The organism is Rheinheimera aquimaris (assembly GCF_020531985.1).
GTDB classification, from domain to species: Bacteria; Pseudomonadota; Gammaproteobacteria; order Enterobacterales; family Alteromonadaceae; genus Alishewanella; species Alishewanella aquimaris.
In genome coordinates this window covers 860,555-876,395 of record NZ_JAJAVQ010000001.1, presented here as the reverse complement: position 1 = coordinate 876,395, position 15,841 = coordinate 860,555, and the positions used below count along the sequence as shown (strand labels likewise).

The window sequence follows — 15,841 nt, the reverse complement described above, 5'->3', positions numbered from 1 at the left end:
GACTTATGACTTCAGCCAGTGCTATGCACTTTTCGCCCACCGGGTTTGCCCGGCAAGGCTTATCAGTTGTTGCAGCCAGCGGCCATCAGCTCTCAACCTATTGCGCACCAACCGGGCTTGATCCTGTATTGCAGGCATTGCCAGCGGCAGTCATTTTATTGGATCAGCGCGGCGTGGTGTATCAGGCCAATCCTGCGGCTGTAACGATGTTGGGTGAGCCGCTGGTTGGTGAAGCCTGGTTTTCCATCATCAGCCGCTGTTTTAGCCCCCGCCGTGATGACGGCCTGGAAGTGTCGTTAAAAGATGGCCGCCGGGTTAAATTACAAATTAATGCCTTACTAACGCACACCGAATATACCCAGCCAGGACAGCTAATCATGTTGACCGATCTGACCGAAACCCGGCAATTGCAAAGCAGGGTCGGTCAGATGCAGCGTTTGTCTGTGCTGGGTAAAATGATGGCTACTCTGGCGCATCAAATACGCACGCCTTTATCTGCTGCAATGTTGTACGCACAGAATTTGGCCAACCCAAGAGCCACCTGGCAGGTGCAGCAGCAGTTTCAGCAAAAGTTGTTGTCCCGCTTGCAGGATCTGGAACTGCAGGTCAGCGATATGCTGTTGTTTGCCCGCAGCGGTAGCTCACAGCAAGTTGCCGAATTTACGCTCGATCAGCTGATTACAGAAATTGAAGCAGCGGTTGACGCTTTGCTGGTGCAGCACCAGGCGGATTTTACCCTGCAATGTGATGAGCCTTCACTTCGCCTTGTTGGTAACCAAAATGCGTTGTGCGGTGCGATACAGAATCTGATCCAGAACAGCCTGCAGGCAATACCAGCCAGCGCAAAAATAGTGCTGGAGCTCAAGGCAAGTGCACAGCACAGTGGCAAGCTGCTTTTACGTCTTACTGATAACGGGCCGGGGGTCGCGCCGGCATTACACGATAATCTGTTTGAGCCCTTTGTTACCGGCCGAGCCCAAGGTACAGGTCTTGGACTGGCCGTTGTTCAGGCCGTGGCGCATTCACATCATGGCTCTGTACGGTATGTGCCGACCGGGCAGGGGGCTTGCTTTGAAATGTTGCTACCGCTTTCACACAGTGTTCAGGAGGCAGGCCAATGACACAACGTATTTTACTGGTTGAGGATGATGCCGGCTTGCGCGAAGCGTTGCAGGATACGCTGATGCTGGCGCAGTATCAGGTTCTGGCCGCCGACAGTGCCGAACAGGCTTTATTATTGCTGCAGCAACATAAGGTACAGCTGGTCATCAGTGATGTACAAATGCAGGGCGTATCCGGTTTGACATTACTGAAGACACTGCGCGAGCGCTATCCGCAATTGCCGGTGCTAATGATGACGGCTTACGCAACGGTGCAGGCAGCAGTAGAGGCCATTCAGCTTGGCGCTATCGATTATCTGGCGAAGCCTTTCTCGCCGGAAGTATTAGTTAATACTGTCAGCCGTTATGTCAGCACTGAACCGTCAGACAATATTGAACCCGTTGCCGCATCAAATAGCAGTAAACAGCTGCTGGCGCTGTGTGGCAAAGTTGCCGCGACAGATGTTAGCGTGATGATCAGCGGTCCCAGTGGTTCCGGCAAAGAAGTACTGGCGCGCTACATTCATCAGTTATCAGAGCGCAGAAATGGGCCTTTTATTGCAATAAATTGCGCCGCTATTCCGGAAAATATGCTCGAGTCAACGTTGTTTGGTTATGAGAAAGGTGCCTTTACCGGCGCGATAAGCGCGTGCCCCGGCAAATTTGAGCAGGCACAACAGGGCACTATCCTGCTGGATGAAATAACCGAAATGGACTTAAGCCTACAGGCTAAGTTACTGCGGGTGTTGCAGGAACGCGAAGTGGAACGTCTCGGCGGGCGTAAAACCATTAAGCTCGATGTGCGGGTACTGGCCACCAGTAACCGTAATTTAAAGCAGGCGGTGGCACAAGGCGCTTTTCGGGAAGACTTATTTTACCGGCTGAATGTGTTTCCGCTTATCTGGCCAGCACTATGTCAACGCCCCGACGATATAGTGCCACTGGCGGAGCATTTGCTGCAGCGCCACTGTGCTGACAGCGGACAAGCTGTACCGGTTTTAACCGCAGAAGCACGTGTGCGCCTTAGTCTGCATAGTTGGCCGGGAAATGTGCGTGAACTGGACAACGTGGTACAGCGGGCGCTAATCATTGCACAGGGCAACACGATAACAGCAGAGGATATTATGCTGGAGCCGGACGATATGGCGCAGTCTGCTGCGCTGGCTGCGGCGGACACTGCCTTACTGGCAGATGCCGATGAGCCTGATGTTGCGGATGAGAGCAGTAATAGCTTTAAACACAGTGTGCATGAGCAGGAACACCGCATTATTCTTGCCACTATGAAAGCCTGCGCCAACCGGCGTAAAGACGTAGCGCAAAAGCTGGGGATAAGCGACCGTACATTGCGTTATAAGTTGGCCAGAATGCGCGACTGCGGTATTGACCTGCCTGTCTGAGTTACCTAAACCCTCGTTTCGAGGGTTTTTTCTATATATTTCATTGCGTTAAAAACTGGCACAACTCCTGCTTTGTTAGAGGTAATTCTAGTTGCAGCATTTTTTTGACGGATAACGCTATGAACATCAAAGGTCAGGCACTTTATGCAGAAATGCAGTCATTGGCGGGCCAGGCAAGAGGGCTTGGCACTGAGCTGCGGCTGCAAAATACAGAGCAGGTGAACCCAAGCCAAAGCGATTTCAGTTCTATGCTGACCAGTGCGCTTAGCCATGTTAACGATCTGGCTCAGGAAACCGGCAGAATGCGTACCGCAGTTGAGCTTGGTGATCCTAATGTGTCACTGGCGCAGGTCATGATAGCCAGCCAGAAATCATCTTTAGCCTTTGAAGCGACAGTTCAGGTACGCAACAAGCTGGTTGAAGCGTACAAAGACATTATGTCAATGCCAGTGTAACGGAGGAATAGGTTGTGGCTGAAAATCAATCAACCGAGCTGGCGCTGACTGGTAACGATTACAGTAGTGGTGAACAGCAGGAGCAAAAAAGTGGTTTTGTTGGCTCGTTAGGCGGTATGGATCTGGTGCGTCAGATCACGCTTATCGTTGCATTGACAATTTGTCTGGCCATCGCAATTTTAATCATTATGTGGGCGCGCCAGCCCGAAATGCGTCCGCTGGGCACCTTTCCTACTGAAGAACTTATCAAAACGCTGGACCACCTGGATGCGCAAAAAATTGATTACACGCTTGAAGGCAATGTGATCTATGTCGCTGAGGATAAGTTTCAGAGCACTAAATTATCATTGTCACGTGCCGGTTTAACGCAAGAGCCTTCCAGCGGCACCGAGTTTCTGTTGCAGGACAGCGGTTTCGGTGTCAGCCAGCGCCTGGAAATGGAGCGGTTAAAACACAGCCGTGAGCAGCAGCTGGCCCGCACTATTGAAGAGCTGCAAAGCGTGGCGCGGGCACGCGTATTGCTGGCTATCCCCAAAGAAAACGTGTTTGCCCGGGTTGAAAAGCTGCCATCAGCAACAGTGCTGGTTACAGCGCGTGGTGGCACGGTGATCCGTGACAGCGAAGTAGACGCTATTGTTGATATAGTAGCGTCTGCTGTGCAGGGGTTATCGCCGTCAAGAGTTACCGTTACCGATCAGAATGGCCGTCTGCTCAACAGTGGCTCTCAGGATGCCAGTTCTGCCCGTACCCGCAAAGAATATGAACTGCAGCGTACCCGTGAAGAAGAATACCGTCAGAAAGTTGACTCTATTTTAATGCCGGTGCTGGGCTACGGTAATTACACTGCTCAGGTTGACCTGCATATGGATTTTACGGCAACCGAGCAAACGCAGAAACGGTTTAACCCTGACCTGCCTGCTGTTCGCAGCGAAATGACGATTGAAGAAAACAGTGTCGGTGGTTTAAGTGCCGGTATCCCAGGGGCCTTGTCTAACCAGCCTCCGCTGAACTCGAATATTCCGGAGCAGGCCACCGGCGCTAATGCTAAACCGGTGGTTCCTGGCCGTAATCATAAAGAAGCGACCCGCAACTATGAGCTGGACACTACTATCAGCCACATCTCCCAGCAAAGTGGCGTGATCCGACGGCTTAGTGTGTCCGTTGCGATTGACTACGTTGCCGGTGAAAACGGTGAACCACAGCCGCGGCCACAGGCAGAGCTGGCTGATATCCGTCGCCTGCTACAAGGTGGTATCGGCTTTGATGCACAGCGCGGCGACATGATTGAAGTGATCTCTGTGCCCTTTATGAAAGATGAAGTGGTACAGCCACCAACACCTGCATTCTATGAAGAAGAATGGTTCCTGCGAGTCGTGCGTCTGGCCATTGGTGGTCTGATTATTATCGTGCTGATCCTGGCGATAGTACGGCCAATGCTGAAGAAACTGATTTACCCTGAAGATACCAAAGAAGCCTATGACGACAGTGCTCTTAGCAGCGGGCTGGACTTAGGGGATGACACCATTGATATGCTAAGCTCAAGCTTTGATGAAAATGCCGTGGGCTTTGCACCTGATGGCACACTGATGCTGCCAGACTTACATGGTGATGATGATTTATTACGCGCAGTTAGGGCCTTGGTTGCCAATGAGCCTGAACTGTCTTCTCTGGTAGTGAAAAACTGGTTGGCTGAAGATGAGTAGCATAGAAGCGACAAAGCCGGCGTTTGACGTTGGCAAACTGGACGGTGTTGAGAAAGCGGCCATTTTATTGCTGAGTTTATCAGAAGAAGATGCTGCGCAGATTTTAAAGCACTTAGAGCCGAAACAGGTGCAGAAAGTTGGTCTGGCGATGGCGCAGATGACGGATTTGAACCAGGCCAAAATCAGCGCTGTACACCGGCTATTTATTGAACAAATTCAGAACTTCAGCACCATTGGCTTCCAGAGCGAAGAGTTTATCAAACGCGCGTTAACGGCGGCACTAGGTGAAGAGAAAGCTGCTAATCTGATCGATCAGATAGTACTGGGTGGTGGTGCCAAAGGCCTGGATTCACTTAAATGGATGGATTCGAAGCAGGTGGCGAATATTATCCGCAACGAACACCCGCAGATCCAGACTATCGTGTTGTCCTATCTGGAGCCTGAACAGTCCGCCGAGATTTTATCGCAGTTCCCGGAAAAAGTGCGGCTGGATTTAACCATGCGTATTGCCAACCTGGAAGAAGTGCAGCCAGCAGCATTGCAGGAGTTAAACGAGATTATGGAGAAACAGTTTGCGGGTCAGGCGGGTACGCAAACCGCGAAAATGGGCGGCTTAAAAGCTGCTGCCGACATTCTGAACTACATGGATACCAACATTGAAGGTCAGCTGATGGATTCAATCCGTGAGCATGACGAAGAAATGGCGCAGCAAATTCAGGACCTGATGTTTGTGTTTGAAAACCTGATAGATGTTGATGATCGCGGTATTCAGGTATTGCTGCGTGAAGTACAGCAGGATGTGCTGATGAAAGCATTAAAAGGCACAGATGAAAACTTGAAAGAGAAAATCTTCAAGAATATGTCTAAACGGGCGGCAGAATTGCTGCAGGATGATTTGGAGGCCATGGGGCCGGTGCGTGTCAGTGATGTGGAGGCAGCACAAAAAGAAATTCTGTCGACTGCGCGACGCTTGTCTGATGCCGGCGAAATTATGCTTGGCAGCGGCGGTGGTGATGACTTCCTGTAAGCTAAATGAGTGCGCATATGTCAGTTGATGCCTTTAAATATAAACGGCCATTTTCGCCGGATGACGACACCGAAGAGCTGTTACAGCAGTGGCAGACACCGGATCTGACATCAGAGCAGTTAAAGCGTAATACCAAAACTAATGCGTTGAATAAAACCCAGCCGGTTGCTAAAGCGCAGAAGCCACAGGAAGAAGAAGAGTTAACCCTGAAACCACTGACGGCTGATGACATCGAGCAAATCCGTCAGGCGGCTTACGATGAAGGATTTGCCGAAGGCAAGGACGAAGGTTTCAGTAAAGGCTACGGCGAAGGGCGTGAACAAGGCCAACAGGATGGTTTTACCCAGGGGCAGGCTGAAGGCAAAAAGCAAGGATTGGCAGATGGTCAGGATGAACTCGACAGTAAGCTGACACAGCTGAGTACCTTACTGGATCAACTACAGCAGCCGCTGGCAAATGTGGATGCGATGGTACAACAGCAGTTGCTGGCGCTGAGCTTGGCAATGGCGCAGGCCGTAATTGCCGTCGAAGTTAAGACTAATCAAGAGGTTATATTGCAGGCAGTCAGTGATGCTATCAGTGCTTTGCCGCTGGATGCATCACAGCTGCTGATAAAACTTAACCCGCAGGACATCAGTACCATTGAACAATTCTACGGTGCAGAGGCTCTCATCGAGCGAGGCTGGCAACTGCGGGCTGAACCGTCGATTGAACAGGGCGGTTGTATGGTAGAAAGTAGCCGCTCAAGTGTCGACCGCACTTTAGGCCAACGTGTTCAGAGCAGCCTTGAACATTTCCTGCAGCTACAGCAACACGCTGATGCGCCTGAGACCGGGGAATAACCATGGCCAGCAGTGAAACGCTGAGCCAGTTTCTGCAGCAGCAGTTGGGCTATGTTCATCGCTCAAAACCTTCTGTTTCCGGGCATCTGGTGCGGGTCGTTGGCCTGACGCTGGAAGCTACCGGCTGCAGTGCGGCAATTGGCCAGCCTTGCAGTGTCGAAACCGCCCGTGGCGATATCATGGCCGAAGTGGTTGGCTTTGCTAATGATCGCATTTACCTGATGCCCAAAGATGATGTTTCCGGTGTCGTGCCGGGCGCCAAAGTTACACCCATGCTGAATTTTAAAGGTGTGCCGCTTAGCATGAATTTGCTAGGTCGCGTCATTGACGGCGTTGGTACGCCACTGGATGGCAAAGGGCCGATTGCAGCGCGCGAGCATGGTGGTATCAAAGGCAAACCGATAAATCCACTCCACAGACGGCCAATAAAGCAGCCGCTTGACGTGGGGGTACGGGCAATCAACAGTATTCTGACCGTAGGTAAAGGCCAGCGTATGGGCTTATTTGCCGGTTCTGGTGTAGGTAAAAGTGTGCTGCTTGGTATGATGACACGGGGCACCTCTGCCGATGTCATTGTTGTCGGGCTGGTTGGCGAGCGTGGTAGGGAAGTCAAAGAGTTTATTGACGAAATTCTGGGCGACGAGGGTAAAGCGCGTTCTGTGGTTATTGCCGCGCCTGCTGATGTGTCGCCGCTTATGCGCTTAAAAGGCTGTGAAACCGCAGTGCAGGTGGCGGAGTATTTTCGCGACCAGGGGTTGGATGTACTGCTGCTTATCGACTCTATTACCCGTTATGCCCAGGCCCAACGTGAAATAGCGCTGGCGGTTGGCGAACCACCAGCAACAAAAGGTTACCCGCCTTCCGTGTTCGCCAAATTACCGGCACTGGTTGAACGTGCCGGCAACGGCAGCGGCAGCCAGGGGTCTATTACCGCATTTTATACCGTATTGTCAGAAGGCGATGATCTACAGGACCCGATAGCCGATGCGTCCCGCGCTATTTTGGATGGACACATAGTATTGTCTCGCTCTTTGGCTGACAGTGGGCATTTTCCGGCAGTGGACATTGAGAAATCTATCAGCCGCGTTATGCCGTCTGTGACCAGCAGTGAACATCAGCAGATGGCCCGTTCAGTAAAGCAGCTGTATTCCAGCTACCAGCAAAGTAAAGACCTGATAGCGATAGGCGCCTATGTGCGCGGCAGCGATCCTCAGTTAGATAAAGCCATAGCAATGATGCCCAATATTAACCGGTTTTTGCAGCAGGGCATGCATGATGTTGTCGCCTATGATGACAGCCTGCAGGCGCTGAGCCAGTTGACACCTGTGGCAAGGAGTAACGCCGTATGATCAATAAGCGCTTTGCGATGCTGATTAAAATTCAGCAAGAAAGAGAGGAAAAACTGCAGGCGCAGTTTGTCTCTGCCCAGCAGTTTTATCAGCAGCAGGAGCAGAAATATCAGGGGCTGGCGAACTACCGTACCGAATATATTCAGCAAAGTCAGCAGCAGGGCAGTGCTGGCTTACAAAGCCGGCAGTACACGCAATTTGTCAACTTTATCGGCAAGTTGGATCAGGCCATCTTACAGCAGGGACGGGCAGTGCATCAGGCCCGTGCCGCGGCCGAGCAGCGCAAACAAAGCTGGTTAGCCATGCAAAAGAAACGCAAGGCGCTGGAGCTTCTGGTTGAACGTAATAATGTTGCTGAGCTGCAACGGCAGTTAAAGCAAGAGCAGAAAAATGCCGACGAGTATGCCAATCAGTTATTTATGCGTCGGCTGGCAGCCCAGCAGGATGACAACCTGGCCTGAAAATTGAATGTTGGTTGAAACGTAATAAAGGCAGCTGCCGTTCAAGCGGCAAACAGCCAGAGTAGCAGTAACTGGTATAGCTATATTTTGACATAGCTGGCATGGGAGATAAGCATGACGCAAGGCTTACAAATATCAATGCTATTGAGCACAGACACGTCGCTCAAATCAGATAGCGGCAAAGCTGATGCCGGCACTGATGGTGAAAGCGGCGTATTTGGCTCGATGTTCGGTGAGCTGGTTCAACCGGCAAAAACCGCCCCTTCTGATACAAAACTACGGCAGTTGCCTGCCGCTGTAAGCCCACTTTCTGGTATCAGTCAGGCGTTAAGTGCTGCTATGGCCGCTATCAGTGATGAAGAGAAAGCCGCTGTCGATGCAGACGGCAGCACATATGAAAGTGCGTCGCAGAATGCTGAAGAGGCATTACTCGCTGCAAGTTTGCTCGACCAGTTAGCGCTAAAAGATAAAAGCCGCTCTGCTAAGGCAACATCCGAGCAAGCTGCTGCAGCCAGCAGCGATAACAAAGAAGCCGGGCAGGATATTGCGCAGCTGGCCAGAGCAAATGCCACTGCCGCGCAACAAGCCGCAAGTGGTGAGATGCCCGTAGAAGCAAATACAGCTGATAACAATGCGGAAGCAGATTCAGCCGCCGGGCAAACAGATAACGCCGCATCAGCAACTAAACAAACAATAACTGACGCAAAAAATGTAGCCTTAGCTGACGCTGAGACGACAGAGCAAAAATCAGCCTCACGCTACGACAATGCTCAGATAGCACGAGGCAGTAAAATGACACTCGACTCTGCGGCCAGTGCCGATAAAGCTATACCGGTGCCGCCGGAGGATGGCGATATCTCCGCTGTCGGTGTGAATGCTGAGAACGCTGAAGATTTGGCCGGGTTGACACAGGCCACATTAAAAGCTGAAGCAAAGTCTGCTGAAGATAAGCCGCTTAAAACAGGTGCGGCTAAAGTTAAAGCGGCAGCAGATGACGCATCTGTTGCTCAGGCTGCTAAGCTAAGTGCTGAGGATGCGCCGACGTTGACGGGTGCTGGTGCGGTAAATGTGTTGTCGCCAGACGAAACCACTGCTGCTGATACTGAACAAAAAACGTCAAATGCCAGTGCTGCTGAAAAACTGCTGAAGCCTGACGGTGATAAAACCGATAGTAAATCTGGCGCCAAACAGGGCTCTGAGCAATCCGGCCAGCAACAAAACCCGAGACAGGGCAGTACTCAGACCGCAGCTGAAATACAACAGCTGATGGCTGATGGGCAGCAGCTTAATTCTGCAGTGAAGCCCGGCGCAGATACTGCCGGTGTGCGTCATGATGCTATTTTTAGTCATAGTTTGAACGCAGCTGAGCAGCGTCAGCAAACTGGCGCGGTGCGCACAGTACAACACAGTGCTGCTGAGCAGTTAAAACAGAACCTGAATTTGTTGCAACAGGATGCCGCTGGCCAGCTCCGGGAGCGGGTGAACCTGATGGTACGGCAGAATATTCAGGTAGCCGAGATCCGGCTTGACCCTGCGGGTCTTGGCCAGATGCAGATTAAAATAGATATGCAGCAAGAACAGGCTTCGGTGCAGTTTGTTGTGCAGCAGCCCCAGGCGAAAGAAGCACTTGAACAACACATGCCAAGATTGCGTGAGATGTTGCAGCAGCAGGGCATTACCCTTAGCGAGGGCAACGTACAACAGCAGAGCCAGCAACAGGAACGGCAGCTTGCCCGGCGCGATGACAACGGCGGCGGCAGACATCGGGGCGGCCATGATGCAGGTGATGACAATTCAGCTGCTGCTCCTGCTGTACAGGTAACGGCCACTGTAAATGATCGACTGGTGGATTATTACGCATAAAGCCTGGCAAGAGCGGAATTTAAGGCGCGATGATTTACATTGCCGCTGACAGATGAGCATAATAATGCCGGACAAAACGGACGGAAGACATAAACTATGGCAGCAGAAAAAGATTTAGTCATTGCAGAAGGTGGCGGTAAAAAGAAATTATTGCTTATCGGTGGAGGCGCTGCACTGCTGATTGTTCTGGGTGTGGTTGGTTTTATGTTCTTGTCCGGCGGTGACGATGCCGCAGCGCCAACGGCTGCAGGTAACGAAGCGGCAGCGTCAGCGGGCGCAGACGGTGCAGAGCCCAAAGGCACCGCCTTATATGTGCCCTTACCACGGCCTTTTGTATTTAATGTGCCGGGTGCTTCACGGGATCGTATGGTTCAGATTAAAGTGCAATTGTTGGTGCGTGGTACAAACAACGAAACCATCGCCATGCGTCATATACCGCTCATCGAAGGCAGCCTGCTGGAAACCTTCAGTGCCGCCAATGCCGATGAGCTGGTAACGGTTGCCGGGCGCGATGCACTGAAGAATAAAGCGCTGAGTGATTTACAACAGGCGATGATTGAAGTGGTTGGTTCGGTGGTGGTCGATGAAGTGCTATTCACCGGTTTTGTTATGCAATAAGAGTGAGCAGCCGTGACCGATTTACTGTCACAAGACGAAATTGATGCGCTATTACATGGTGTCGATGACGTTGAAGAAGAAGAAATAGACGAATCCGGCGAGGGCCGGGGCCGCTCTGCTATGGAATACGATTTCTCGTCGCAGGATCGTATTGTCCGTGGCCGTATGCCAACACTGGAAATGGTGAACGAGCGGTTTGCCCGCCATATGCGTATCAGTTTGTTTAATATGATGCGCCGTACCGCCGAGGTGTCCATAAACGGCGTGCAGATGATCAAGTTCGGTGAGTATGTGCATACCTTGTTCGTACCAACCAGCCTGAATATGGTGCGCTTCAGACCGCTTAAAGGTACCGGCCTGATTACGATGGAAGCGCGGCTGGTGTTTATTCTGGTGGATAACTTCTTTGGTGGTGACGGTCGTTATCATGCCAAGATTGAAGGCCGTGAGTTCACACCTACCGAGCGCCGTATTATTCAGATGCTGCTGAAACTGATTTTTGAGGATTATAAAGAAGCCTGGGCGCCGGTGATGGACGTGTCGTTTGAATATCTCGACTCTGAAGTTAACCCGGCGATGGCAAACATTGTCAGCCCGACAGAAGTGGTGGTTATCAGCTCATTTCATATAGAACTGGACGGTGGGGGTGGTGATTTCCACGTCGCTCTGCCGTACTCCATGCTTGAACCCATTCGTGAGTTACTTGATGCGGGTGTGCAAAGCGATAAAGAAGATACTGACTTGCGCTGGAGTAAGGCGCTGCGCGATGAAATTATGGATGTTAAGGTCGATTTAACTACAAAAATGATGGATGTGGATCTGACGTTGCGTGAAGTGATGGAGCTAAAAGCCGGTGATATCATTCCGATTGAGATTCCGGAACATATCACGGTATTAATTGAAGATTTACCGACTTACCGTGCCAAACTGGGCCGCTCGCGTGAAAACGTGGCACTTAAAATCACCGAGAAAATTAAGCGGCCAGAGTCAGTTAAATCAGAAATGCATGTATTTACTAAAGGCGGGCGTCGGCTTGACAGCGATGCCGATATCTCTGAATTAGAAGCCGATCTGAACCTGTCAGATCGTGATAGAAGGTAACTAAGATGGCTGATGATAAAGACACCATGGACGAATGGGCCGCCGCGATGGCGGAGGCTGAAGGCGCGGGAGACGGTGCTGAGCCGGTTGAACTGGAAGAGTTGCATGGCGAGAAAGCCGATATTACCGTCGATGAAAAGCGCAAACTCGACACCATTTTAGATATTCCGGTTACTATTTCGATGGAAGTGGGGCGGGCGAAAATCAGCATCCGTAATTTGCTGCAGTTAAATCAGGGGTCTGTAGTGGAGCTGGAGCGGGTCGCAGGTGAGCCGCTGGATGTTCTGGTAAACGGCACCCTGATTGCGCATGGTGAAGTGGTTGTGGTCAACGACAAGTTTGGTATTCGCCTGACTGATGTTATCAGCCAGATTGAACGGATTAAGAAACTTCGCTGATGCGCCTATTTTATCTCGCTTTATGTTGTATGTTGCTGTTACCGGCAACACTTAATGCGCAAACGCAGGCAGAGGATACGGTAGTTGATACGACGGCTGACAGCCGTGCCGAAAACGCTGCCACGGACAACAGTACTGCGGTTCTGCCGGCAACACCGGCAGAAGTACCCGCTGAGCCTGCGACAGTGCAACCGGTTGCCAAGCTTGATAACAGCGCGCAGCGGCCTTCCGCCGGGCTTGGCCTTGGGAAAATGGCACTGTCACTGGGGATTGTCGTCGCAATCGTTGTCGCACTTGGCTGGGCATTCAAAAAATTGACACTGCGCCTGCCAGGCAGCCGGCATATAAAAATAATTTCTACTATGCCGCTTGGGCCAAAAGAGCGTTTGTTAGTTATTGAAATGCAAGGAAAACAGCGTGTTTTGGGGGTGACCTCACAAAGCATAAATTTGCTGTTTGAACTGGAAAATCCATTACCTGAAGAAAAGTTGGCATCAGACTTTCATACACAGTTGCAATCGTTCCTGAAAAAATAGTGTGAGCTATGTTGCGACTGTTGTTCGTGGTGCTGGCAATAATGCTAAGCCCCGATGTTCTGGCTGATAATGGTGCTTTATCTGCTGTTACTGTAACCACCGGCGCCGATGGCAGCCAGCAATACAGCGTTACGCTGCAGGTGCTGGCGCTGATGACGGCGCTGAGTTTTATCCCGGCCATGGTCATTATGATGACCAGCTTTACCCGCATTATTGTTGTGCTGGCTATCCTGCGTCAGGCTATAGGTCTGCAACAATCCCCGTCTAATCAGGTACTCATAGGCATTACCTTATTTCTAACGTTTTTTATTATGGCGCCGGTGTTTAAAAACATTAATGACACGGCGATACAGCCGTATTTGTCAGAGGATATTACGCCGGTGCAGGCGCTGGACGCGGCGATAGTGCCCATCAAAGCGTTTATGCTGCACCAAACCCGCACCAAAGATCTGGATACCTTCGCCCAGATTGCCGGGCAGGAAGTGGCTGAGCAGCCACAGGATTATCCGATTACTGTAGTGATCCCGGCGTTTATTACCAGCGAGCTTAAAACCGCATTTCAGATAGGTTTTATGCTGTTTATCCCGTTTCTGATTATCGATCTGGTGGTCGCCAGCGTGCTGATGGCCATGGGTATGATGATGTTGTCGCCGATGATTATATCCTTGCCTTTCAAACTGATGATGTTTGTACTGGTTGATGGCTGGATACTGGTAATGGGGACGCTGGCGACAAGCTATGGGGTGGGCACATGACACCAGAGGTTTTTGTCGATGTACTGCGCGATGCGTTGTATCTGGTTATCCTGCTGGTTAGCGCCATTATTCTGCCGTCGTTATTTGTCGGTCTGATTGTGGCGGTGTTTCAGGCCGCAACATCCATTAACGAGCAAACACTTAGTTTTCTGCCCAGGTTAATTGTCACCTTGCTGGCGCTGATCTTTGGCGGTCATTGGTTTACCCGCGTGATTATGGAGTACACCAATGAGCTGTTTCTCAGTATTCCGACGGTGGTAGGTTAAGCCAGGTATGGAATTTCCACTTAGTGTCCTGATGCAGACTATAGCTGATTACCTGCTGCCGCTATGCCGGGTAACGGGTATGTTTCTGATCATGGCCGGTATTGGTGTGCGCAATATCCCTATGCGGATTAAAACCGGCCTGGTAGTAATGATCACGCTGATAATCATGCCTACTCTGCCACCTGTCGCGAACCCGGATTTGATGTCTGGGCAGATGTTCCTGGAAGTTCTGTTACAACTGCTGATCGGTTTTGCGCTGGGTTTTATCTCGCTGATGTTTATTACCACCTTTGTGCTGGCGGGGCAGTTGCTGGCGACCCAGACCGGTTTAGGCTTTGCATCGATGGTAGACCCGGCAAGCGGCGTTAACGTGGCTGCGATAGGTCAGTTTTATCTGATCCTGGCAACTTTACTGTTCTGGCTGTTTGATGGCCACCTGATCATGATCCAGATGCTGGTATTCAGCTTTGACACGCTGCCGATTAACGGCCAGTGGTGGGAAGTGACCAGTTACTGGACGGTGATCGAGTTTGGCGGCTGGATGTTTGCTACTGCGCTGGCGATAGCACTGGCGCCGATTGTGTCTATGCTGGTGGTGAATTTGTCTTTTGGCATTATGACGCGCGCTGCACCACAGCTGAATATTTTCTCTATAGGTTTTCCAATCACCATGCTGTCGGGTTTAATTATCCTGTGGTTGACGCTGGACACCTTTTTATTCCATTTTGACAAACAGTGGCAGCATAGTATCGATTACAGCTGCCGGCTGATTGGCTGCTAACCGGAGGGCTCTGCAATGGCAGATGAAAGCGCCGAAAAGACCGAACAGCCCACGTCCAAAAAGCTGCAGGATGCAGCCGAAAAAGGTCAGATTGCCCGCTCTAAAGATATGGGTACTGCTTTTGTACTGATAGGCAGCGCTGCAGCGATTTTAATTTTTGGCAAAATGCTGGCAATGGCATTGCTGGATGTGGCCCAGCGCATGATGCAGTTAAACCCAAAAGACATTTTTGAAACTAATTCGATGTTTACGGCCTGGGGCGCGGTTGGTGAATACATTATTCCGCCGCTGGCCGGTATCTTCTTTATTATCCTCCTCGCCGGTTTTATCGGTAATACCCTGCTGGGTGGTTTTAACTTCAGCTGGCAGGCGGCAGCGCCTAAAGCCAGTAAGCTCAATCCGTTAAGTGGTTTTAAGCGCATGTTCGGTTTGCAGGCTTTGGTAGAACTGTTAAAAAGTATTCTCAAAGTGCTGGTGGTGGTCGGTATTGCTTACTTGCTTCTGAAGATGTTTTTCTTTGACATCATGGCGCTGTCTTTGATGAGTGAGCCTAACAATATTGAATCAGCGCTGTATTTTCTGGCCTGGCTTTTTTTGGGGCTGTGCGCCAGTGTCTCAGTAATTGCTGTGGTCGATGCGCCGTATCAGAAGTGGAACCACATACGGCAGCTGAAAATGTCGTTGCAGGAAATTAAAGACGAGTATAAAAACAGCGAGGGTGATCCGCAGATTAAGGCCCGTATCCGCCGCACCCAAATGCAGATGTCGATGAAACGGATGATGCAGGAAGTGCCTAAAGCCGATGTTATTGTCACCAACCCGACCCACTATGCAATTGCACTGAAATACGATCAGGGTAAGTTCCGCGCCCCTGTGGTTGTGGCTAAAGGCGTGGATGAAGTGGCGATGCATATCCGTAAAATTGCGAACGAGCATAAAGTACCGGTGATTGAATCGCCTGCACTGGCACGGTCTATTTATCACACCACTGAGTTGGATCATCCGATACCGGAGCAACTGTTTGCTGCTGTGGCGCAGGTGCTGGCCTATGTATATCAGCTCAGAATGTACAAAAAAGGCAAAGGCAACAGGCCTAAAGCACTGGCGAAAGAGCTACCCATCCCAGAAGGCTATCGCCACTAAGCCAGCAGGTATTAAAACAAAACATGCCTGCTGCGTGTTTATTGGT

The 15,841-nt window shown here is 50.9% G+C and carries 17 protein-coding genes; all 17 read left to right on the top strand.

Annotated elements, in window-relative coordinates:
• Positions 1–5: 5 nt before the first annotated feature.
• The gene (locus LHL18_RS04000; RefSeq protein WP_226765859.1) at positions 6–1,121 is read left to right on the top strand and encodes a sensor histidine kinase; all 1,116 of its coding nucleotides are present in this window, start codon (positions 6–8) and stop codon (positions 1,119–1,121) included.
• Complete coding sequence (locus LHL18_RS03995; protein WP_226765858.1) at positions 1,118–2,497, top strand: sigma-54-dependent transcriptional regulator; 1,380 nt, start codon at positions 1,118–1,120, stop codon at positions 2,495–2,497. Before LHL18_RS04000 ends, LHL18_RS03995 begins: the two co-directional genes overlap by 4 nt.
• Before the next feature lie 119 nt (positions 2,498–2,616).
• Positions 2,617–2,952, top strand: coding sequence for a flagellar hook-basal body complex protein FliE (gene fliE / locus LHL18_RS03990; RefSeq protein ID WP_134053778.1), 336 nt, complete (start codon positions 2,617–2,619; stop codon positions 2,950–2,952).
• Between the two features lie 14 nt (positions 2,953–2,966).
• Positions 2,967–4,655, top strand: a complete 1,689-nt coding sequence (gene fliF, locus LHL18_RS03985; protein WP_226765857.1) for a flagellar basal-body MS-ring/collar protein FliF — start codon at positions 2,967–2,969, stop codon at positions 4,653–4,655.
• Entirely contained in the window at positions 4,648–5,682 is a 1,035-nt protein-coding gene (fliG, locus tag LHL18_RS03980; protein ID WP_134053782.1) for a flagellar motor switch protein FliG, read from the top strand. Before fliF ends, fliG begins: the two co-directional genes overlap by 8 nt.
• Before the next feature lie 17 nt (positions 5,683–5,699).
• Positions 5,700–6,524 (top strand): flagellar assembly protein FliH, encoded by an 825-nt coding sequence (fliH, locus tag LHL18_RS03975; protein ID WP_226765856.1) that lies wholly within the window; start codon positions 5,700–5,702, stop codon positions 6,522–6,524.
• A gap of 2 nt (positions 6,525–6,526) precedes the next feature.
• Positions 6,527–7,873 carry a flagellar protein export ATPase FliI gene (gene fliI, locus LHL18_RS03970; RefSeq protein ID WP_226765855.1) on the top strand — a complete coding sequence of 449 codons (1,347 nt, stop codon included), beginning with the start codon at positions 6,527–6,529 and terminating at the stop codon, positions 7,871–7,873.
• The gene (gene fliJ, locus LHL18_RS03965) at positions 7,870–8,334 is read left to right on the top strand and encodes a flagellar export protein FliJ (protein ID WP_134053788.1); all 465 of its coding nucleotides are present in this window, start codon (positions 7,870–7,872) and stop codon (positions 8,332–8,334) included. The genes fliI and fliJ overlap by 4 nt, the downstream gene beginning before the upstream one ends.
• A 114-nt stretch (positions 8,335–8,448) precedes the next feature.
• A complete protein-coding gene (locus LHL18_RS03960; protein ID WP_226765854.1) occupies positions 8,449–10,197 on the top strand; it encodes a flagellar hook-length control protein FliK in 1,749 nt (582 codons plus the stop codon).
• 96 nt (positions 10,198–10,293) lie between these two features.
• Positions 10,294–10,815: a flagellar basal body-associated protein FliL gene (fliL, locus tag LHL18_RS03955; protein ID WP_226765853.1), complete on the top strand. Its 522-nt coding sequence runs from the start codon at positions 10,294–10,296 to the stop codon at positions 10,813–10,815.
• Positions 10,816–10,827: 12 nt separating this feature from the next.
• Positions 10,828–11,916: a flagellar motor switch protein FliM gene (gene fliM, locus LHL18_RS03950; protein WP_134053794.1), complete on the top strand. Its 1,089-nt coding sequence runs from the start codon at positions 10,828–10,830 to the stop codon at positions 11,914–11,916.
• 5 nt (positions 11,917–11,921) lie between these two features.
• Positions 11,922–12,314 (top strand): flagellar motor switch protein FliN, encoded by a 393-nt coding sequence (gene fliN / locus LHL18_RS03945; RefSeq protein ID WP_134053795.1) that lies wholly within the window; start codon positions 11,922–11,924, stop codon positions 12,312–12,314.
• A complete protein-coding gene (fliO, locus tag LHL18_RS03940) occupies positions 12,314–12,850 on the top strand; it encodes a flagellar biosynthetic protein FliO (RefSeq protein ID WP_226765852.1) in 537 nt (178 codons plus the stop codon). Before fliN ends, fliO begins: the two co-directional genes overlap by 1 nt.
• An 8-nt stretch (positions 12,851–12,858) precedes the next feature.
• Entirely contained in the window at positions 12,859–13,605 is a 747-nt protein-coding gene (gene fliP / locus LHL18_RS03935; protein WP_226765851.1) for a flagellar type III secretion system pore protein FliP, read from the top strand.
• Complete coding sequence (fliQ, locus tag LHL18_RS03930; protein ID WP_134053801.1) at positions 13,602–13,871, top strand: flagellar biosynthesis protein FliQ; 270 nt, start codon at positions 13,602–13,604, stop codon at positions 13,869–13,871. Before fliP ends, fliQ begins: the two co-directional genes overlap by 4 nt.
• 7 nt (positions 13,872–13,878) lie before the next feature.
• Entirely contained in the window at positions 13,879–14,652 is a 774-nt protein-coding gene (gene fliR / locus LHL18_RS03925; protein ID WP_134053803.1) for a flagellar biosynthetic protein FliR, read from the top strand.
• A 15-nt stretch (positions 14,653–14,667) separates the two neighbouring features.
• Complete coding sequence (gene flhB / locus LHL18_RS03920) at positions 14,668–15,795, top strand: flagellar biosynthesis protein FlhB (RefSeq protein ID WP_226765850.1); 1,128 nt, start codon at positions 14,668–14,670, stop codon at positions 15,793–15,795.
• Positions 15,796–15,841: the final 46 nt, after the last annotated feature.